A 20,389-nucleotide genomic window follows, 5' to 3' on the forward strand; every position below is an offset into this window, starting at 1 on the left:
AAGCACACACAATGTGATCCAGATCACATGCAGTCTCTTTAACGGCAGAAAACCCGGGTTTCTGAGCGATTCAGAAACAAAAAAACCGCTGCCCCGGGAGGAGCAGCGGTTTCGTCAGACCGCGTTAAGGCTTAGTAGCCCAGTGCGAAATCTTCTTCTTTCATGTCCATCAGGTTGTTCGCGCCCGACAGCATGGTGGCCACGTGGGTACGGGTGCGTGGCAGGATGCGCTGGAAGTAGAAACGCGCGGTTTGCAGCTTGGCGGTGTAGAACGCTGCGTCGCCGGTGCCTTCTGCCAGTTTCTCGGCTGCCAGACGTGCCATGTCGGCCCAGAAATAGGCCAGGCAGGCGTAACCGGAGTACATCAGGTAGTCCACAGAGGCCGCGCCGACTTCTTCGCGATCTTTCATGGCCGCCATACCGACCTTCATGGTCAGCTCGCCCCACTCCTTGTTCAGTGCAGCCAGCGGTGCAACGAATTCTTTGACGGCTTCGTTGCCTTCGTTGTTCTGGCAGAACTTGTGGACGATCTTGGTGAAGCCTTTCAGAGCCTCACCTTGAGTCATCAGCACTTTACGGCCCAGCAAGTCGAGAGCCTGGATACCGGTGGTGCCTTCGTACAGCATCGAAATGCGGCTGTCGCGAACGTTCTGCTCCATGCCCCACTCGGCGATGAAGCCGTGGCCGCCGTAGATCTGCACGCCGTGGTTGGCGGATTCGAAACCGACTTCGGTCATGAATGCCTTGGCGATTGGGGTCATGAACGCCAGCAGTGCGTCGGCCTTCTTCTTCTCTTCTTCATCGACGCCGTATTTGACGATGTCGACCTGCTTGGCAGTGAAGTACACCATCGCGCGGTTGCCTTCGGCGAATGCCTTCATGGTCAACAGCATGCGGCGCACGTCAGGGTGCACGATGATTGGGTCAGCAGCTTTGTCCGGCGCTTTCGGGCCAGTCAGGGAGCGCATTTGCAGACGGTCGCGAGCGTATTTCAGGCCGCCCTGGAAGCCGATTTCGGCGTGGGCCAGACCTTGCAGCGCGGTACCCAGACGTGCGGTGTTCATAAAGGTGAACATGCAGTTCAGGCCTTTGTTCGCCGGGCCGATCAGGAAACCGGTGGCACCGTCGAAGTTCATCACGCAAGTGGCGTTGCCGTGGATGCCCATCTTGTGTTCCAGCGAACCACAGCTCACTGCGTTGCGTGCACCGAGAGTGCCATCAGCATTCGGCAGGAACTTTGGAACGATAAACAGGGAAATGCCTTTGGTGCCAGCCGGCGCGTCCGGCAGGCGGGCCAGTACGATGTGGACGATGTTGTCGGCCATGTCGTGTTCGCCGGCCGAGATGAAGATCTTGGTGCCGGAAACCTTGTAGGAACCGTCGGCCTGAGGCTCGGCCTTGGTGCGCAGCATGCCCAGGTCGGTGCCGCAGTGCGGTTCGGTCAGACACATGGTGCCGGTCCACTCGCCGGAAACCAGTTTGGTCAGGTAAGCGTCTTGCTGCTCTGGGGTACCGTGCTCGGAGATGGTGTTCATCGCGCCGTGCGACAGGCCTGGGTACATGCCCCACGACCAGTTGGCTTCGCCAACCATTTCGCTGACGGCCAGACCCAGCGACTCCGGCAGGCCTTGACCGCCGTGCTCGACGTCGTGCGCCAGGCTTGGCCAGCCGCCTTCGACGAATTGCTTGTACGCCTCTTTGAAGCCAGTCGGGGTTTTCACGCCGGACTCGCTCCAGGTGCAGCCTTCGAGGTCGCCCACACGGTTCAGCGGTGCCAGTACCTGCTCACAAAACTTGGCGCCTTCTTCGAGAATGGCGTCAACCATGTCCGGCGTTGCGTCGGCGCAAGCCGGAAGGCTCTGATAATGCGCTTCGTAGCCGAGCAGTTCGTCACGAACGAAGCGAATATCACGCAAGGGGGCCTTGTAGTCAGGCATAGCGATAAACCTCTGCTGATGTAACCGGGAATGAACGACCGTGTTGATTTGTTGTGACGGTCAAACAGTTGTTTGAAACATACGTTTACGCCGAAACCTTGTCAAGCGTCGATCTTTTGCCGTTCGTCATCACTGCTTTCAAACACCGGACACAGCAAACCGCCATGGACGGTGAAGCGTCATGGGCGATAAAAAAGATTAGTTGAGGGAGAAGGACTTACAACGAAAAACGCCGCGACAAGACGCGGCGTTCGGCAAACACTGATTGAGAAAAATCAGGCAAATGTATCGATGATCGTCCCAAGCATTTCATCGGAAGCCTTGGCGACTTTGGTGCCCAGCTCGACTTGGAACTTGCCTTGGGCCATCTCGGCCATGGCGCTGCCCGGATCCATTTGCTGGCTGCGATCAATGCCGCGCAGACGATCGACCTGTGCCTCGGAAGACTGGCTGGTGACCGAACGCTCGATGGTGTTGTTGGCAATCTGGCTGGCGGCCTGATCGACGCGGTTCTGCCCGGTCTGAATGGTGCTCAAACCCGCATAAAAAGCTGTGTTACCGGAGATTTCCATGGGAGTTCTCATCCTTGGGAAGGATCAATGGGTGCCATTGAAGCAGAGGCGCCAGAAAAACACCCGTCAAAAATACTGATGGCACAGTGCCTCGTCATAGCCAAAAACATTAGTCGAGCAGATCGAGTTGCAAGTGATCAGCCACCGCCTCAGCGCTAAGCGACTTCAATTTCGGCACGCGCCCCAGGCACGGCGCCGGTAGCCGTTCAGCCAGCGTCGCCAGATTCTCTTCCAGCCGCGAAGTCTTCGGATCAATGATGTTGGCCACCCACCCGGCCAGTTGCAGACCATCGCGCGCGATCGCCTCAGCCGTCAGCAAGGCGTGACTGATGCACCCCAGCCGAACACCTACCACCAGAATCACTGGCAGCTTCAAGGCAATGGCCAGGTCCGAAAGATTGGCCTGATCCGCCAACGGCACCCGCCAGCCACCCGCACCTTCGATGAGGGTGAAATCGGCATTCAGCGCCAGAATCTCGCGCATCGGCGCCAGCAACGATTGCACCGTCAGCGCCACGCCCGCCTCCCGCGCCGCCAGATGCGGGGCGATCGCAGGTTCGAACGCCACCGGATTGACCTGTTGATAAGTCAGCGGCACCGAACATTCGGCCAGCAGCGCCAGTGCATCGGCATTGCGCAGTCCCTTGGGCGTCACTTCGCAGCCCGAAGCCACCGGTTTACCCGCCGCCGTACTCAGCCCCGCCGACCGCGCCGCATGCAGCAAGCCGGCAGCCACGGTGGTCTTGCCGACATCGGTGTCCGTTCCGGTGATGAAATAGGCTGCGCTCATAAGGGTTTCTCCAACACGGCGTAAACCACCTGATAGGTCGCCGGCAATCCTTGTGCCTGACGGTACTGCTCATATGCTTCGACCAGACCGAGAATCCGCGCCCGCCCGGTCAAGCCACCCGGACGACCAGGGTTCAGATTGTGCGCACCCAGCGCCTTGAGCTCATGCGTCAGGCTGCGCACATCCGGGTAATGCAGTACGTGCGCCTGATTCTGCAGACTCACCGTGTGTAAACCACTGGCCATGCACAACTGTTGATAACGGGTGAACTCGCGGAAGCGGTTGACGTGCACCAAGCCATCGACCTGACGCCAACTGTCGCGCAATTCGTACAACGTCCCTACACAAAGACTAGCAAACGCAAAAATCCCGCCGGGTTTCAGCACGCGAAAAGCCTCACTGAGCACCGACTCGAAGTCCGCACACCACTGCACCGCGAGGCTGGAGAAAAGCAGATCACACGTCGCATCCCGCAGCGGCAGACGTTCGGCATCACCGGCGATGAAATGCTGCGCACCGCCCAAGGGACGCGCGTGCGCGAGCATGCCTTCGGCGATGTCCAGCGCCAGCCCCTGCCCCTGAGTAAAGCGCTCGGCCAATGCGCGAGTGAAATACCCGGTGCCGCAGCCCAGATCCAGCCAGCGCGATGGCACAAAACCCGATGGCAAGCGCTGCAGCAACTGCGAACCGACATCACGCTGCAACTCGGCAACACTGTCATAGCTTGCCGCTGCACGGGAAAAAGAGGCCGCGACCTGGCGCTTGTCGGGCAAGCCGCCGGGCAGCGCAACAAGAGACAAATCAGTCATCACCGCACTCATGTAAAAAAGCCTGGATCGCACCCGCCACACCATGGGGGTCTTCCAGAAGAAACGCATGACTGGCCTGTTCAATCAGACCAATCTCGATATCCGGCAGCAGTGCAAACAACTCACCTGCTGCCTCTGCTGGCACCAATCCGTCCTGCCCGGCGAACAGGTGCAATTGCGGGCCGCGAAACGCCTGCAACGCGCCACGGGTGTCCAGTTGCGCCAGCAATTCCAGCCCGGCCATCAATGCCGTTGGCGCCGCGTTTGGCGCACCGCCGAGCATCAGTCGCGACAAACCGCGCGGGTCTTGCGCGCCTTGGGCACACAGCAGCGAGAAACGTTTGAGGGTGGTTTTGGGATCGGCCGTGCAGCCAGCGAGAAACGCATCGAACGTCTCCCCCGGCATCGCACTCGGCCATTGCTCGTGGGCAACGAAGGACGGATTGCTCGCCAGCGTCAGCAGGCCGCAGCAACGCTCGCCACGCCGTGCTGCCAATTCAGAAGCAAGCATGCCGCCCAACGACCAGCCGCCCAGCCACACATCCTGAGGAATACGCTCATCGAGTTCGTCGAGCCAATCCTGCAGATCGCCGGAGTCCAGTTCCGGCAACGGCTCGATCTCGACATGCAGATGCTCGTCGAGTCCCTGCAACGCCGCTGCCAAAGGCTCCAGCGGTGAAACCCCGAGGCCCCAGCCGGGCAGCAGAATCAGGCGATTACGCATGGCTTGGCTCCGGCGGCAGTTGGGCAAAGCAATCGGCCAGTCCCTCTAACAATAGCTGCACCTGCGCCTCGCTGTGGGCGGCGGTCAGGGTCACGCGAAGACGTGCGCTGCCAGCGGGCACGGTGGGCGGGCGGATCGCGGTGACCATCAATCCGCGTTCGCGCAGCATCTGCGACAGGCGCACGGCGCGACCGGCGTCGCCGATCAGGATGGGCTGGATCGGAGTAAAGCTGTCCATCAGTTGTAGACCGAGCTGCTCCGCACCGTGGCGGAACTGACGGATCAGCGTCTGCAAATGTTCGCGACGCCAGTGTTCCGTGCGCAGCAACTCCAGACTTTTCAACGTCGCGCAGGCCAGCGCCGGTGGCTGGCTGGTGGTGTAGATGTACGGCCGGGCGAACTGGATCAGGCTTTCGATCAGCTCTTCGCTGCCGGCGACAAATGCGCCTGCGGTGCCGAACGCCTTGCCGAGGGTGCCGACCAGCACCGGCACATCGTCCTGACTCAAACCGAAATGCTCGACGATTCCGCCGCCATGGGCGCCCAGCGGACCGAAGCCATGGGCATCGTCGACCATCAACCACGCGCCCCTGGCCTTGGCCTCCCGCGCCAGCGCCGGCAGATCGGCTATGTCGCCGTCCATGCTGAACACTCCGTCGGTGACCACCAGCGTGTTGCCGGTGGCTTTCTCCAAACGCTTGGCCAGACTGTCGGCGTCATTGTGCAGATAACGATTGAAACGCGCGCCGGACAACAGGCCTGCATCGAGCAGCGAGGCATGGTTGAGCCGGTCTTCAAGCACGGTATCGCCCTGCCCGACCAGCGCCGTGACCGCGCCGAGGTTGGCCATGTAACCGGTGGTGAACAACAGCGCTCGCGGCCGGCCCGTGAGATCGGCCAATGCTTCTTCGAGTGCGTGGTGTGGACCGCTGTGGCCGACCACCAGATGCGACGCCCCGCCACCGACGCCCCAGCGCTCGGCACCGGCGCGCCAGGCTTCGATCACCTGCGGGTGATTGGCCAGGCCCAGGTAGTCGTTGTTGCAGAACGCCAGCAACGGCTGACCGTCGACCACCACTTCAGGCCCCTGCGGGGACTCGAGCAAGGGGCGCTGGCGATAGAGATTTTCGGCACGGCGGGCAGCAAGGCGTGCGGCGAGATCGAAAGACATGCAGGCCTCGACTTTTTTAATGACACACATCCTATGTAGGAGTGAGCCTGCTCGCGATGGCGGTGTATCAGCCGACATAAATGGTGAATGTCAGGCCGCTATCGCGAGCAGGCTCACTCCTACAGGGGTTTTGCATTTCAAGCTTTGTTCAGACGGCGGCGTTATAGAACTGCTCGCCGCTCTTCTGCTCCACCAGCGCCTGCTCGATCGCGGCCTGATGCACTTCATCGGAATGCTCTTCGCGCGCTTCCGGCTGAATGCCCAGACGGGCGAACAGTTGCATGTCCTTGTCGGCCTGCGGGTTGGCGGTGGTCAGCAGTTTGTCGCCGTAGAAAATCGAGTTGGCACCGGCGAAGAACGCCAGCGCCTGCATCTGCTCGTTCATCGCTTCGCGGCCGGCAGACAGGCGCACGTGGGATTGCGGCATGAGGATGCGCGCTACCGCGAGCATGCGGATGAAGTCGAACGGGTCGACGTCATCAGCGCTCTCCAACGGAGTGCCGGCGACTTTCACCAGCATGTTGATCGGAACCGACTCCGGATGCTCCGGCAGGTTGGCCAGTTGAATCAACAGATTGGCGCGGTCATCGAGCGACTCGCCCATGCCGAGGATGCCACCGGAGCAGATCTTCATCCCCGACTCACGCACGTAGGCCAGGGTCTGCAGGCGCTCGCTGTAGGTGCGGGTGGTGATGATGCTGCCGTAGAACTCGGGCGAGGTGTCGAGGTTGTGGTTGTAGTAATCCAGGCCGGCCTCGGCCAGCGCTGCAGTCTGCTCCTGGTCGAGACGGCCGAGGGTCATGCAGGTTTCCAGGCCCATGGCCTTGACGCCTTCAACCATCTTCAGCACATACGGCATGTCTTTGGCCGACGGGTGTTTCCACGCAGCCCCCATGCAGAAACGCGTGGAGCCGATGGCTTTGGCGCGGGCAGCCTCTTCGAGGACCTTCTGCACTTCCATCAGTTTTTCTTTTTCCAGGCCGGTGTTGTAGTGACCGGACTGCGGACAGTACTTGCAGTCTTCCGGGCAGGCACCGGTCTTGATCGACAGCAGGGTCGAAACCTGCACGCGGTTGGCGTTGAAATGCGCGCGGTGCACCGTCTGTGCCTGGAACAGCAAGTCGTTGAATGGCTGTACGAAGAGGGCTTTGACTTCGGCTAAAGACCAGTCGTGACGCAGGGTGGCAGAGGTGCTGGCGCTCATGGGCAGTTCCTTGGTTATGCTTGGCTGGCGGCTGCGGGAATGGAATACCCACAGGCGCGACACGGATGTTCGGCATATTTAAGGAAGAGCCATGCGCTGTCAACCACGACACGAACAACAGGTTTACATCTGTTTAAAAAACGTACAGACCTGCTTGCTGTGTGATGAGCCCGCAGAAGCAGAAATGCCAATCTGCGTCGCCTGCGAAACCGAATTGCCCTGGCTCGGCGACCACTGCCAGAGCTGCGCGCTGCCGCTGCCCGACACAGGCCTGACTTGCGGCGAGTGCCTGCTAGAGCCTCCGGCCTTCGAGCAGGTCATTGCACCGTGGCGTTATGACTTCCCGGTGGACAGTCTGATTACGCGTTTTAAACACAACGCAAAATGGCCGTTTGGTCACCTGCTCGCCGACGTTGCCGGACAATACCTGCAACATCGCTTCGATGAGGGACTGCCACGCCCCGACGTGTTGTTGCCCGTGCCGTTGTCGAACAAGCGCTTGCGTCAACGAGGCTTCAATCAAGCGGCGATGCTGGCGCGATGGTTGAGCAAACAGCTTGAGCTGCCTTTTGAGGAACATGTTCTACGGCGGATACATGACACCAGCGCTCAGCAGGACCTCGACGCCAAGGCGCGCAAGCGCAACTTGCGTAACGCCTTCGCTATGGCGCCCGATGCGGATGTGAACGGTCGGCATATCGCGTTGATCGATGACGTACTGACCACCGGCGCCACGGCCCAGGCTCTGGCGCGACTGCTGAGGGATGCAGGGGCGGCGAGAATTGATGTGTATTGCCTGGCCCGCACACCGAAACCCGGAAGCTGAAATCGGCACCCCCCTTGTAGGAGTTAGCCTGCTCGCGATGGCGCCTTCACTGTCAACATAGATGCCGACTGATCCACCGCTATCGCGAGCAGGCTCACTCCTACAAGGGAACTGTGTTTGGCTTGACTGATGCGCCGCAAGCGGCCAACTTCACTCCTCACCGCCACCGTTAAAAAGCGCCCACTTCATGTCCCTGCCCTCCCTGTTGTCCCAGCACATCGTCCGCCGTCCGCAGCGCATTGCTTTGCTGCAACACATTGCCGAGCAGGGCTCGATCACCCGCGCCGCGAAAAGCGCCGGGCTGAGTTACAAGGCGGCCTGGGATGCGATCGATGAGCTGAACAACCTGGCGCAGAAACCACTGGTGGAGCGCGCGGTTGGCGGCAAGGGTGGCGGTGGCGCCAAGCTGTCCAGCGAAGGCGAACGGGTGTTGCGTCTGTATCAAAAGCTGCAAGCCTTGCAGGCGCAGGTCCTGGAGGCCGCCGAAGACGCCAGCGACCTCGATCTGCTCGGTCGGCTGATGCTGCGCACCAGCGCCCGCAACCAGTTGCACGGCAAGGTCGTGGCCATCGAAGGCGCGGGACGCAATGACCTGATCCGCCTCGAACTGGCCGAAGGCCTGTGCATCGATGCGCAGATCACCCACGACAGCACCGTGCACCTGGAGCTGCAACCGGGCACCGAAGTAGTGGCACTGATCAAGGCCGGTTGGCTTGAGTTGCTGGCGGCGGATCAAGCAGCAACATCTGGACACAATCTTCTGAGCGGCATCATCGAAGCCATTCTCGATGCCGAGGACGGCCCCAGCGAAGTGCGCATCGCTCTGCCCAACGGCCAGACGCTGTGCGCTCTGGCAGAGCCGCTGCAGCTTCGCACTCGCGGGCTGAATATCCAGCAACCGGTCCAGGTGCAGTTCTCGCCGTCCAATGTGCTGATCGGCGCACCGCTATAACGGACGTTCTGCAACAAAAGCTTCATCGCCCCCCATTAAGGTTGCTGCCAAAACCAAGCAGGGAGCCTGATGTGAGCCTATTAGAAGAAAACCAATCCACTGATCTGGAAAAGATGGTCGGCCTCAGCCGTCGCGGTTTCATCAGCGCCGGCGCGCTGTGCGGCGCCGCCATGTTCCTCGGCGGCAACCTGCTCAGCCGCAGCGCGCTGGCCTCAAGCATCAGCGCCGGCAACAGCCGCCTGCTCGGTTTCGAGAGCATTGCCGCCGCGACCACCGACGTCATCAGCCTGCCGAAGGGCTACAAGTCCTCGGTACTGATCAGTTGGGGCCAACCGCTGCACAAGAACGGTCCGGCCTTCGACCCGAGCGGCAATGGCACCGCCGCCGCACAGGAAGTGCAGTTCGGTGACAACAACGACGGCATGAGCCTGTTCGCCTTCCCCGACGACGGAAACCGCGCGTTGATGGCGATCAACAACGAATACACCAACTACCGCTACCTCTACCCGCACGGCGGCATGCCGCAATCGGCCGAAGACGTGCGCAAGGCGTTGGCCTGCGAAGGCGTGTCGGTGATCGAAGTGCAGCGCAAGAATGGCCAGTGGCAGTTCGTCCAGGGCTCGCGTTACAACCGCCGGATTCACGGCAACTCGCCGCTGCGCATCAGCGGCCCGGCCGCCGGCCACGACCTGATGAAAACTGCCGCCGACAAACACGGCAAGAAAGTCCTCGGTACCTTCCAGAACTGCGCCAACGGCAAGACGCCGTGGGGCACTTATCTGACCTGCGAAGAGAACTTCACCGACTGCTTCGGCAGCAGCAACGCCCAGCAACAGTTCGACCCGGCGCAGAAGCGCTACGGCGTGTCGGCCGCCAGCCGCGAGATCAACTGGCACCCGTTCGACCCGCGTTTCGACATGGCCAAGAACCCCAACGAACTCAACCGTCACGGCTGGGTGGTCGAGATCGATCCGTTCGATCCGCAATCGACCCCGGTCAAGCGCACCGCGCTGGGCCGCTTCAAACATGAAAACGCCGCGCTGGCCGAGACCGATGATGGTCGCGCCGTGGTGTACATGGGCGACGACGAGCGTGGCGAGTTCATCTACAAATTCGTCAGCCGCGACCGCATCAACCATCGCAACCCGAAAGCCAACCGCGACATCCTCGACCACGGCACCCTGTACGTGGCGAAGTTCGATAACGGCGACAGCAACCCCGATCATCCGAAAGGCCAGGGCCAGTGGATCGAACTGACCCACGGCAAGAACGGCATCGACGCCAGCAGCGGTTTCGCCGATCAGGCCGAAGTGCTGATCCACGCGCGCCTTGCCGCCAGTGTGGTCGGCGCCACGCGCATGGATCGCCCGGAGTGGATCGTGGTCAGTCCGAAGGACGGCCAGGTTTATTGCACCCTGACCAACAACGCCAAACGCGGCGAAGACGGGCAACCGGTGGGCGGGCCGAATCCGCGCGCGAAGAACGTCTACGGGCAGATCCTGCGCTGGCGCACCGAGCGCGACGATCACGCGTCGAAGACCTTCGCCTGGGACCTGTTCGTGGTCGCCGGAAATCCGGGTGTACATGCCGGCACGCCGAAGGGTGGCTCGTCGAACATCACTGCGCAAAACATGTTCAACAGCCCGGACGGTCTAGGTTTCGACAAGGCCGGACGCCTGTGGATTCTCACCGACGGTGATTCGAGCAACGCCGGGGACTTTGCCGGAATGGGCAACAACCAGATGCTCTGCGCTGACCCCAAGACCGGTGAAATTCGTCGATTCATGGTCGGGCCGATTGGCTGTGAAGTCACCGGGATCAGCTTCTCGCCGGATCAGAAAACCCTGTTTGTCGGGATTCAGCATCCGGGCGAAAACGGTGGCTCCACCTTCCCTGAGCATCTGCCGAACGGCAAGCCGCGGTCTTCGGTGATGGCGATCACCCGTGAAGACGGCGGAATAGTCGGCGCCTGATTGGCCCTCATCGCGAGCAGGCTCACTCCTACAGTTGGAACGCGTTTCCTTGTAGGAGTGAGCCTGCTCGCGATGGCGTCAGCACAGACACCAACCAACTCTCCCACTGCCATCTGCGCTACCATGCTGGGCCGGACGCGGCAGCCTGCCGCGCGCAGGAGTCAGCATGGCCCACCCGTTTGAAACCCTCACACCCGATCTCGTACTCGATGCCGTCGAAAGCATCGGCTTCCTGAGTGATGCGCGCATTCTGGCGCTCAACAGCTACGAAAACCGTGTCTATCAGGTCGGCATCGAAGACTCCGAACCGCTGATCGCCAAGTTCTACCGCCCGCAGCGCTGGACCAACGAGGCCATCCTCGAAGAGCACCAATTCACCTTCGAGCTGGCCGACGTCGAGATTCCCGTGGTGGCGCCGCTGATCCACAACGGCCAGACCCTGCACGAACACGCCGGTTTCCGTTTCACCCTGTTTCCCCGTCGCGGCGGCCGTGCGCCGGAGCCGGGCAATCTCGATCAGCTGTATCGCCTGGGCCAGTTGCTCGGCCGCATCCACGCAGTCGGCGCGACCAAGCCGTTCGAACACCGTGAAGCGCTCGCCGTGCAGAACTTCGGTCACGCCTCGCTGAACACCTTGCTCGAAGGCAACTTCATTCCCAAAAGCCTGCTGCCGGCCTATGAGTCCGTCGCCCGCGATCTGCTTAAGCGCGTGGAAGACGCCTACGCCAATACCCCGCATCAGAACATCCGCATGCACGGCGACTGCCACCCCGGCAACATGATGTGCCGCGACGAGATGTTCCACATCGTCGACCTCGACGACTGCCGTATGGGCCCGGCGGTGCAGGACATCTGGATGATGCTGGCGGGCGACCGTCAGGAGTGCCTCGGGCAACTGTCGGAACTGATGGACGGCTACAACGAATTCCACGACTTCGACCCGCGCGAGCTGGCACTGATCGAACCGCTGCGCGCCCTCCGGCTGATGCACTACAGCGCCTGGCTGGCCCGGCGCTGGGACGATCCGGCGTTCCCGCACAGCTTTCCGTGGTTTGGTACCGAACGTTATTGGGGTGATCAGGTGCTGGCGTTGCGCGAACAGCTGTCAGCGCTAAACGAAGAGCCACTGAAACTCTTCTGATTACCCGCAAATCCATGTGGGAGGGGGCTTGCTCCCGAAGACGGACTGACATTCAACATAAATGTTGGCTGACACACCGCCTTCGGGAGCAAGCCCCCTCCCACAATTTTGTCCCGTGCTCACAATTTCAGAACTCATTGGCCAACAAATCTCCTTACAATCCCTGCTTTGTCAGCTGTCTAAGCAAGGATTCTGCATGCAAGCCGCCAACCCGCGTCGCGGGTACATTCTGGGCCTGAGTGCCTACATCATCTGGGGCCTGTTCCCGATCTACTTCAAAGCCATCGCCGAAGTCCCGGCTGTCGAGATCATCATCCATCGGGTGTTGTGGTCGGCGCTGTTCGGCGCCTTGCTGCTGATGGTGTGGAAGCATCCCGGCTGGTTGCGCGAGTTGCTCGACAATCCCAAGCGCCTGGCGATCCTGGCACTTAGCGGCACCTTGATTGCGGCGAACTGGCTGACCTATGTGTGGTCGGTGAACAACGGGCGCATGCTCGAAGCGAGCCTCGGCTACTACATCAACCCGCTGGTCAACGTGCTGTTGGGGATGTTGATTCTCGGCGAGCGTTTGCGGCGCATGCAGTGGGTCGCGGTGGGGCTGGCAGCCGTCGGTGTGGCGCAGCAGGTGTGGCAGGTCGGCAGTCTGCCGTGGGTGTCGCTGGTGCTGGCGCTGACCTTTGGTTTCTACGGGCTGATCCGTAAACAGGCACCGGTCAAAGCCTTGCCGGGGCTGGTGGTGGAAACCTGGATGCTGGTGCCAATCGCCGTGGCCTGGCTGTTGTTCAACCAGACAGCCACCAGTGCCCAACCCGAATTCTGGACCACCTCGCAAGCCTGGTGGCTGGTGGCGGCCGGCCCGGTGACGCTGGTGCCGCTGGTATGCTTCAACGCTGCGACCCGACACTTGCCCTACACCACCATCGGCTTCCTGCAATACCTGGCGCCGACCTTGGTGCTGCTGCAGGCAGTGTTGCTGTTCGGCGAGCATTTGTCGTCGAGCACCCTGATCGCGTTCATCTTCATCTGGGCCGGTCTGGCGGTTTATAGCATCGATGCAGTGATCAGTTTGCGTCGGCGCAGCTGATCAAAAAACGCACAAAGCTTTGCAAGCCACGGTTCTCGTGGCCTGCAACATTCCTTCCCAAGGTTATCCACAGCGTGATCCACGCCGTTTGTGCGCAAGTCACTGAATGCTGGCGGTTTTTTGATCAGTTCCCGGAAAGCCCCGACCAGCGTGGCGTTGCGCCCGGTCTCTACAGGTTATCCACAGGCAGGTGCACGTTAAATCTGGATAACCCGGGCGCCGGTTAAACGTCTGTGCGTAACACCAGTTCGACCATCAGATCATCGGCCAGGGTTTCCAGGCGCGACTGCAACACGTCCAGCGACAGGGTCAGCGGCACCGCGAGAATCGCTTCGGCGTGGAACAACGGCTCGCTGCTCATCGGCGCCGGCCGCACTTCGGTCACCAGCCGTTCGAGGTTCACCCCCTGCTCGCTGAGCAGGCGGGTGATGTCGCGCACGATCCCCGGGCGATCATTGCCCACCAGTTCCATGGCGATCGGTTTCCAGGTGCAGGATTGCTCGATGCCGCTTTCGGCAATCAACACGCGAATACCCTGCGCCGACAGTGCTTGTAAGGAATCGACTAATTCGTCGTAAGCCTCCGCCGGTACACCCACCCGCAGAATCCCGGCGAACTGCCCGGCCATCCGTGACATGCGGCTTTCCAGCCAGTTGCCACCGTGCTCGGCGATGCATTGGGCAATGCGCTCGACCTGCCCGGGCTTGTCCGGGGCAAAGACAGTGAGTACGAGATGGTCCATGGCGCAGCCTCTTGTCATGACTTTTGTTATAGAAAGGCAAGTATAGGCAAGGGGTTTGATTCAGCCCGGGCAGCATTTTTTGCGGATGACCTGTGTCTGGGTTTTGGAAGCAACCTGTGGCGAGGGGATTTATCCCCGATCGGTTGCGCAGCAGCCGTAAACCCTGTCAGCTCAGTCTACCTGTCAGCGCGCAGGGGGTGGCTTCGCCACCCATCGGGGATAAATCCCCTCGCCACAGAAGTGTGCTCCGCAGGGGGATGCCATAGCAGGCAGAAAGTATTTATGTGTACAACTTTTTATATTTAGCTGGAACAATCTGCTGGTTTTTTGAGAACATCCCGTTCCGCGACGTGACCGCAATGCGTCATGAGGTCGCAGAACGACGTAATTAGTCTGATTTTCACAAGCGCAACTCATCATGTAGTATGCCGCAGCGCGCACTACATAACGCTGGATCGATGTCTGCCCAAGGCACGTTCGCAACCTTGAAAGCCCCGTCAGCAAGGCCCCCAAGCCGTTGATTGGTCCCAGCCCAGCCGCCAGCAATGGCATGTACTGGTCGGAAGGTTTGTGGTTTAAATGGCCAGAGGCTTCATTGTTAAATTGAAGAGCTGAAAAGCGAAATAGCTGAGCAGAGTGAGGCAAGCAATGACTGAACACGTTCAAGTCGGTGGCCTGCAGGTCGCCAAAGTCCTGTTCGACTTCGTGAACAACGAAGCCATTCCCGGTACCGGCCTCACCGCCGACAAATTCTGGGAAGGTGCCGACAAGGTCATTCATGACCTGGCACCGAAGAACAAAGCCCTACTCGCCAAACGCGATGACTTCCAGGCTCGTATAGACGCCTGGCATCAGGAACGCCACGGTCAGGCGCACGACGCCGTGGCCTATAAAGCCTTCCTGCAAGAAATCGGTTATCTGCTGCCAGAAGCGGCTGACTTCCAGGCAACGACGCAAAACGTTGATGATGAAATCGCCCGTACCGCCGGCCCGCAACTCGTTGTACCGGTGATGAACGCCCGCTTCGCTCTCAATGCTTCGAACGCCCGCTGGGGTTCGCTGTACGACGCCCTCTACGGCACCGACGCAATCAGCGAAGACGGTGGCGCGGAAAAAGGCAAAGGCTACAACAAGGTACGTGGCGACAAAGTCATCGCCTTCGCCCGTGCCTTCCTCGACGAAGCCGCACCATTGGCCGCCGGCTCCCACGTCGACTCCACCGCTTACAAGATCGTTGACGGCAAACTACTGGTCTCCCTCAAGGGCGGCAGCAACACCGGCCTGCGCAACGACGCGCAACTGATCGGCTTTCAGGGCCCGGCAGACGCGCCAATCGCGATCCTGCTGAAACACAACGGTCTGCACTTCGAAATCCAGATCGACGCCACCACTCCGGTTGGCCAGACCGACGCTGCCGGCGTCAAAGACATCCTGATGGAAGCGGCGCTGACCACCATCATGGACTGCGAAGACTCCGTGGCCGCCGTCGATGCCGACGACAAAGTAGTGATCTACCGCAACTGGCTCGGCCTGATGAAGGGCGACCTGGCGGAATCCGTGTCCAAGGGCGGCCAGACCTTCACCCGCACCATGAACCCGGATCGCACCTACACCGCGCCGAAGGGTGGCGAGGTGACCCTGCACGGCCGTTCGCTGCTGTTCGTGCGTAACGTTGGCCATCTGATGACCATCGACGCGATCCTCGACAAACACGGTAACGAAGTGCCGGAAGGCATTCTCGACGGTCTGGTGACTTGCCTCGCGGCGATGCACAACCTCAACGGCAACACCTCGCGTCGCAACACCCGCACCGGTTCGGTCTACATCGTTAAACCGAAGATGCACGGCCCTGAAGAAGCGGCGTTCACCAACGAGCTGTTCGGTCGCATCGAAGACGTGCTGGGCTTGAAGCGCAACACGCTGAAAGTCGGGATCATGGACGAGGAGCGCCGCACCACGGTCAACCTCAAAGCCTGCATCAAGGCTGCCAGCGAGCGCGTGGTGTTCATCAACACCGGTTTCCTCGACCGCACCGGCGACGAAATCCACACCTCCATGGAAGCCGGCCCGATGGTGCGCAAGGCCGACATGAAGGCTGAGAAATGGATCGGCGCCTACGAGAACTGGAACGTCGATATCGGTCTGAGCACCGGCCTGCAAGGTCGTGCGCAAATCGGTAAAGGCATGTGGGCGATGCCGGATCTGATGGCGGCGATGCTTGAGCAGAAAATCGCTCACCCGCTGGCTGGCGCCAACACCGCCTGGGTACCGTCGCCAACGGCTGCTGCGCTGCACGCGCTGCACTACCACAAGGTCGACGTGTTCGCTCGTCAGGCCGAACTGGCCAAGCGTGCCCGCGCCTCGGTGGACGACATCCTGACCATCCCGCTGGCGGTCAAGCCAAGCTGGACGCCTGAGCAGATCAAGAACGAACTGGACAACAACGCCCAGGGCATTCTCGGTTACGTAGTGCGCTGGATCGACCAGGGCGTGGGTTGTTCGAAAGTGCCGGACATCAACGACGTCGGCCTGATGGAAGACCGTGCCACGCTGCGTATCTCCAGCCAGCACATCGCCAACTGGCTGCGCCACGGTATCGTCACCGAAGCGCAAGTGATGGAAAGCCTCAAGCGCATGGCGCCGGTGGTCGACCGTCAGAACGCCAACGACCCGCTGTACCGTCCGCTGGCACCGAACTTCGACAGCAACATCGCCTTCCAGGCAGCGGTCGAACTGGTGATCGAAGGCACCAAACAGCCGAACGGCTACACCGAGCCGGTCCTGCACCGTCGTCGTCGCGAGTTCAAGAAGGCCAACGGCCTGTAACCTGCGCTGATTGCCGGACATGAAAAAGCCCTGATCTTTCGATCAGGGCTTTTTCATTGGCCGATAAAATCTGACAACCACTGGAGAACCATTGTGGGAGCGGGCTTGCTCCGGGCGGCGTTCCGACGAAGGTGTCTTGTCTGTCGACATTAATGTTGAATGTCAGTCTGCATTCGCGAGCAAGCCCGCTCCCACCGTTTTTCGGTGGTGCTTGAAAGTCAGGGTTCGATGCCCAATTCGTATTTGACCAGTTCGAGCAACTTGCCCGTATCAACCGGCTTGAGCAGAAAATCCACCACGCTCAGATGCATCGCCGCAATGGCGTCCTTCACATCCGCATCGCCCGAAACGATGATGATCGGCAGCGCCGCCCTGACCGACTCGCGTACCTGGCGGATCAGCTCGAGGCCATCGACATGGCCCATGCGCAGATCAGTGATCACCAGCCCGATCGAAGGTTTTTCGTCGAGCATCTTCAGCGCGGTTTCGCCGCTGGCGGCGGTCATGCAGCGAATCCCGTCCAACGCGAGAATCTCCGACAACAGCTCCCGGGCGTCCTTGTCGTCATCAACGATCAGTACACGCTGCGGCGGCAGGTCGGGTTCGAGCATGACAGCGCTGAGCGCTTCTCGCTCGGCGTCGCTCAAAATATCGTGGTCGGACATGGCGTTCTCTACGTTTTCAAATCAATCACCTGGCATAGTCGTCAGACATCGCTAAGCAGAGCTTCAATGTGCACTTCGTCGGATATTTTTCCAAGAGGCTGACGGCAGAATTTCCGACTGTTTTTGTAGGGCAATTCCCAAATGTGCCCAACGGCAGCGCAAACCTAGACTTACGTCCAATGGGCACCCTGCGCGCAGGGGCCGACCATGGCTGCAACGATCCGACAACAACAATTCAAAAAAGACTGCGGTAATGGTTATGAGTAAAGCGGACGCCTTCACCCAGGCAGGGAAAACCGCGGTGTTGCAGAACATTCAGGGTACCCTGCAATTCCTCCAGCGCTTCCCGCCCTTCAATCAGATGGAACACGCCCACCTGGCTTATCTGGTGGAGCAATGTCAGCTGCGTTTCTACGGCCAGGGCGAAAGCATCATCAAGCCCGCCGACGGGCCGGTCGAACACTTCTACATCGTCAAACAGGGCCGCGTGGTCGGCGAACGTCAGCACATCACCAAGCCCGGCACCGAAACCACCTTCGAGATCACCACCGGCGAATGCTTCCCGTTGGCCGCGCTAATTGGCGAACGGGCAACCCGCACCGAGCATCTGGCGAGCGAAGACACCTTCTGCCTGCAACTGAACAAACCGGCGTTCATCAAACTGTTCGCCCTGTCCAACAGCTTTCGCGATTTCGCCTTGCGCGGGGTCAGCAGCCTGCTCGATCAGGTCAACCAGCAAGTCCAGCAAAAAGCCGTGGAAACCCTCGGCACCCAGTATTCGCTCAACACCCGCCTGGGCGAATTGGCGATGCGCCATCCGGTGACCTGCAGCCCCGACACGCCACTGCGCGAAGCAGTGAAGCTGATGCACGAACAGCAGGTCGGCAGCATCGTTGCGGTGGATGCACACAAGGCGCCGCTGGGAATTTTCACCCTGCGTGATCTACGCGAAGTAGTCGCCAATGGCAGCGGCGATTTCAGTGAAACCATCGAGCGGCATATGATCCGCGCACCGTTTTATCTCTCGCCGGATCACAGTGCCTTCGACGCGGCGATTGCCATGACCGAACGGCACATCGCCCACGTCTGCCTGGTCAAGGATCAGCGCCTGTGTGGCGTGGTATCCGAGCGCGATCTGTTTTCCCTGCAACGGGTCGACCTGGTGCATCTGGCCCGGACCATCCGCAGCGCCCAGCGCGTCGAGCAACTGGTGAGCCTGCGTGGCGAGATCGGCCAACTGGTTGAGCGCATGCTGGCTCACGGTGCGTCTTCGACGCAGATCACTCACATCATCACCCTGCTCAACGACCACACCGTGTGTCGGGTAATCGAACTGACCCTCGCCGAAAAAGGCGACCCCGGCGTGCCGTTCAGCTGGCTGTGCTTCGGCAGCGAGGGCCGGCGCGAGCAGGCCCTGCACACCGATCAGGACAACGGCATACTTTTCGAAGCCCGGGACGCGGCGCATGCGGCGCAGATTCGCGGCAAGCTGCTGCCCATCGCGCAGCAGATCAACCAGAGCCTGGCGCAGTGCGGCTTCAGCCTGTGCAAAGGCAACATCATGGCCGGCAACCCCGAGCTGTGCCTGTCCCGGGCGGAATGGGCGCGGCGCTTTGCGGCGTTCATTCGCGAGGCCACGCCGGAGAACCTGCTCGGTTCGAGCATCTATTTCGACCTGCGGGTGGTCTGGGGCGATGAGAAAGGTTGCGCGCAGTTGCGCCGGGGAATCCTCGATCAGGTCGGCGACAACCGTTTGTTCCAGCGCATGATGGCCGAGAACGCCCTGCGCAATCGTCCGCCGGTGGGGCGTTTTCGCGAGTTTGTGCTGGCGCGCAAGAACGGCGAGAAAGCCACCCTCGACCTCAAGGTCCAGGGCCTGACACCCTTCGTCGACGGCGCACGCCTGTTGGCACTGGCGCATGGCATCGAAACCAACAACACCCTGGAGCGCTTGCGTCAGCTGGTCGAAAAAGAAGTCATCGAACGGCTCGATGGCGCGGCGTATGAAGAGGCTTATCACTTCATCCAGCAGACGCGCATGCAGCAACACCAGATCCAGACCCGCGAGAACCTGCCCTGGTCGAATCGGGTCGACCCCGACAGCCTCAATCATCTGGACCGACGCATCCTGCGTGAATCCCTGCGCCAGGCCCAGCGCCTGCAAAGCAGCCTGGCCTTGCGGTATCAGCTATGAGCCTGTTCTCGTGGCTGCGACCGGCCAGTCCTCTGCTGTCGGCAGACCTGCAACAGCGTCTGGCACAGCTGCCAGCGATCAGCGAACTGCGCGAATGCAGCCTGCGCCAACAACGCTGGGTAGTGCTGGATCTGGAAACCACCGGGCTGAACCTGAACAAGGATCGCGTGCTGTCGATTGGCGCCGTGGTCATCGCAGACGGCGCGATCGACTTCAGCCAGCAGTTCGAACGCACTCTGCAATGTCGGGAGCTGAAGCTCGGCCCGAGCGTGTTGATTCATGGCCTGGGGCCGAATGCGATTGCCGCCGGCAGCGACCCGGCCGAGGCGCTGCTGGAGCTCATGGAGTTCATCGGTGACAGCCCGGTGCTGGCGTTTCATGCGCCCTTCGATCAGCACATGCTCGGGCGCGCGCTGAAGGAACACCTGGGCTACAAGCTGCAAAATGTGTTTCTGGATGTCGCGGACATGGCGCCGCTGCTGTGCCCGCAGGCGAATATCCGCGAGGCCGGGCTGGATGAGTGGATCGACTGGTTCCGGCTCGAAGTGTTCGAGCGGCACAACGCGAGTGCCGACGCGCAGGCGACGGCGGAGCTGGCGTTGATTCTGTTCAGCCGGGCGCGGCAGCAGCAGATTCACAGTCCGTTGAATCTGCAGCAGCGTTTGAGTCAGTGGAAGCGTCGTCAGCAGGCGCCGTCCTTCTAGATTTTCGGTGCCGGTTCCGGCCCCTTCGCGAGCAAGCCCGCTTGTATGGTAGGACTTGAAGGGAGGAGGAGGGAC

General features: G+C 60.8%; 17 protein-coding genes. 8 read left to right on the top strand and 9 right to left on the bottom strand.

Annotation, left to right across the window (positions count from 1 at the left end; genetic code table 11):
• Nucleotides 1-131 precede the first annotated feature (131 nt).
• The 7 genes from PseAD21_RS14290 to bioB form a co-directional block, all read right to left on the bottom strand.
• The gene (locus PseAD21_RS14290) at nt 132-1,937 is read right to left on the bottom strand and encodes a phenylacyl-CoA dehydrogenase (protein ID WP_025108590.1); all 1,806 of its coding nucleotides are present in this window, start codon (nt 1,935-1,937) and stop codon (nt 132-134) included.
• A 275-nt stretch (nt 1,938-2,212) separates the two neighbouring features.
• A complete protein-coding gene (locus PseAD21_RS14295; RefSeq protein ID WP_003228898.1) occupies nt 2,213-2,509 on the bottom strand; it encodes a hypothetical protein in 297 nt (98 codons plus the stop codon).
• A 109-nt stretch (nt 2,510-2,618) separates the two neighbouring features.
• Nucleotides 2,619-3,299 carry a dethiobiotin synthase gene (gene bioD, locus PseAD21_RS14300; protein ID WP_102356254.1) on the bottom strand — a complete coding sequence of 227 codons (681 nt, stop codon included), beginning with the start codon at nt 3,297-3,299 and terminating at the stop codon, nt 2,619-2,621.
• Complete coding sequence (bioC, locus tag PseAD21_RS14305) at nt 3,296-4,108, bottom strand: malonyl-ACP O-methyltransferase BioC (protein ID WP_102356255.1); 813 nt, start codon at nt 4,106-4,108, stop codon at nt 3,296-3,298. The genes bioD and bioC overlap by 4 nt, the downstream gene beginning before the upstream one ends.
• Nucleotides 4,101-4,832 carry an alpha/beta fold hydrolase gene (locus tag PseAD21_RS14310; protein ID WP_102356256.1) on the bottom strand — a complete coding sequence of 244 codons (732 nt, stop codon included), beginning with the start codon at nt 4,830-4,832 and terminating at the stop codon, nt 4,101-4,103. Before PseAD21_RS14310 ends, bioC begins: the two co-directional genes overlap by 8 nt.
• Nucleotides 4,825-6,003, bottom strand: a complete 1,179-nt coding sequence (gene bioF / locus PseAD21_RS14315; protein ID WP_102356257.1) for an 8-amino-7-oxononanoate synthase — start codon at nt 6,001-6,003, stop codon at nt 4,825-4,827. Before bioF ends, PseAD21_RS14310 begins: the two co-directional genes overlap by 8 nt.
• Nucleotides 6,004-6,151: 148 nt before the next feature.
• On the bottom strand, nt 6,152-7,207 hold the full coding sequence (bioB, locus tag PseAD21_RS14320; RefSeq protein WP_102356258.1) for a biotin synthase BioB: 1,056 nt from the start codon (nt 7,205-7,207) through the stop codon (nt 6,152-6,154).
• Nucleotides 7,208-7,298: 91 nt separating this feature from the next.
• Between bioB and PseAD21_RS14325 the strand changes: the two genes are divergently transcribed.
• The 5 genes from PseAD21_RS14325 (at nt 7,299) to rarD (ending at nt 13,183) form a co-directional block, all read left to right on the top strand.
• Complete coding sequence (locus PseAD21_RS14325) at nt 7,299-8,033, top strand: ComF family protein (RefSeq protein WP_102356259.1); 735 nt, start codon at nt 7,299-7,301, stop codon at nt 8,031-8,033.
• Between the two features lie 187 nt (nt 8,034-8,220).
• Entirely contained in the window at nt 8,221-8,985 is a 765-nt protein-coding gene (locus PseAD21_RS14330; RefSeq protein WP_102356260.1) for a TOBE domain-containing protein, read from the top strand.
• A gap of 71 nt (nt 8,986-9,056) precedes the next feature.
• Nucleotides 9,057-10,958 (top strand): PhoX family phosphatase, encoded by a 1,902-nt coding sequence (locus tag PseAD21_RS14335; RefSeq protein WP_102356261.1) that lies wholly within the window; start codon nt 9,057-9,059, stop codon nt 10,956-10,958.
• A 166-nt stretch (nt 10,959-11,124) separates the two neighbouring features.
• Nucleotides 11,125-12,099, top strand: a complete 975-nt coding sequence (locus PseAD21_RS14340) for a serine/threonine protein kinase (RefSeq protein WP_025108581.1) — start codon at nt 11,125-11,127, stop codon at nt 12,097-12,099.
• 196 nt (nt 12,100-12,295) lie between these two features.
• Entirely contained in the window at nt 12,296-13,183 is an 888-nt protein-coding gene (gene rarD / locus PseAD21_RS14350; RefSeq protein WP_102356263.1) for an EamA family transporter RarD, read from the top strand.
• A gap of 223 nt (nt 13,184-13,406) precedes the next feature.
• On the opposite strand, the gene PseAD21_RS14355 is transcribed toward rarD, so the two are convergent.
• The gene (locus PseAD21_RS14355; protein WP_007966538.1) at nt 13,407-13,925 is read right to left on the bottom strand and encodes a glycine cleavage system protein R; all 519 of its coding nucleotides are present in this window, start codon (nt 13,923-13,925) and stop codon (nt 13,407-13,409) included.
• 648 nt (nt 13,926-14,573) lie between these two features.
• On the opposite strand from PseAD21_RS14355, the gene PseAD21_RS14360 reads away from it, so the two are divergent.
• Nucleotides 14,574-16,751, top strand: a complete 2,178-nt coding sequence (locus PseAD21_RS14360) for a malate synthase G (protein WP_102356264.1) — start codon at nt 14,574-14,576, stop codon at nt 16,749-16,751.
• A gap of 218 nt (nt 16,752-16,969) precedes the next feature.
• On the opposite strand, the gene PseAD21_RS14365 is transcribed toward PseAD21_RS14360, so the two are convergent.
• Nucleotides 16,970-17,416 carry a response regulator gene (locus PseAD21_RS14365; protein ID WP_102356265.1) on the bottom strand — a complete coding sequence of 149 codons (447 nt, stop codon included), beginning with the start codon at nt 17,414-17,416 and terminating at the stop codon, nt 16,970-16,972.
• 259 nt (nt 17,417-17,675) lie between these two features.
• Here PseAD21_RS14365 and PseAD21_RS14370 point away from each other — a divergent pair, with 259 nt between their 5' ends.
• Together PseAD21_RS14370 and PseAD21_RS14375 are read left to right on the top strand one after the other, a co-directional pair.
• Nucleotides 17,676-19,610, top strand: coding sequence for a putative nucleotidyltransferase substrate binding domain-containing protein (locus PseAD21_RS14370; protein ID WP_305886537.1), 1,935 nt, complete (start codon nt 17,676-17,678; stop codon nt 19,608-19,610).
• A complete protein-coding gene (locus PseAD21_RS14375; RefSeq protein ID WP_102356267.1) occupies nt 19,607-20,314 on the top strand; it encodes a PolC-type DNA polymerase III in 708 nt (235 codons plus the stop codon). Before PseAD21_RS14370 ends, PseAD21_RS14375 begins: the two co-directional genes overlap by 4 nt.
• The last annotated feature ends 75 nt before the right edge of the window (nt 20,315-20,389 follow it).

The sequence above is a fragment of the Pseudomonas sp. AD21 genome, assembly GCF_002878485.1.
Classification (GTDB): domain Bacteria; phylum Pseudomonadota; class Gammaproteobacteria; order Pseudomonadales; family Pseudomonadaceae; genus Aquipseudomonas.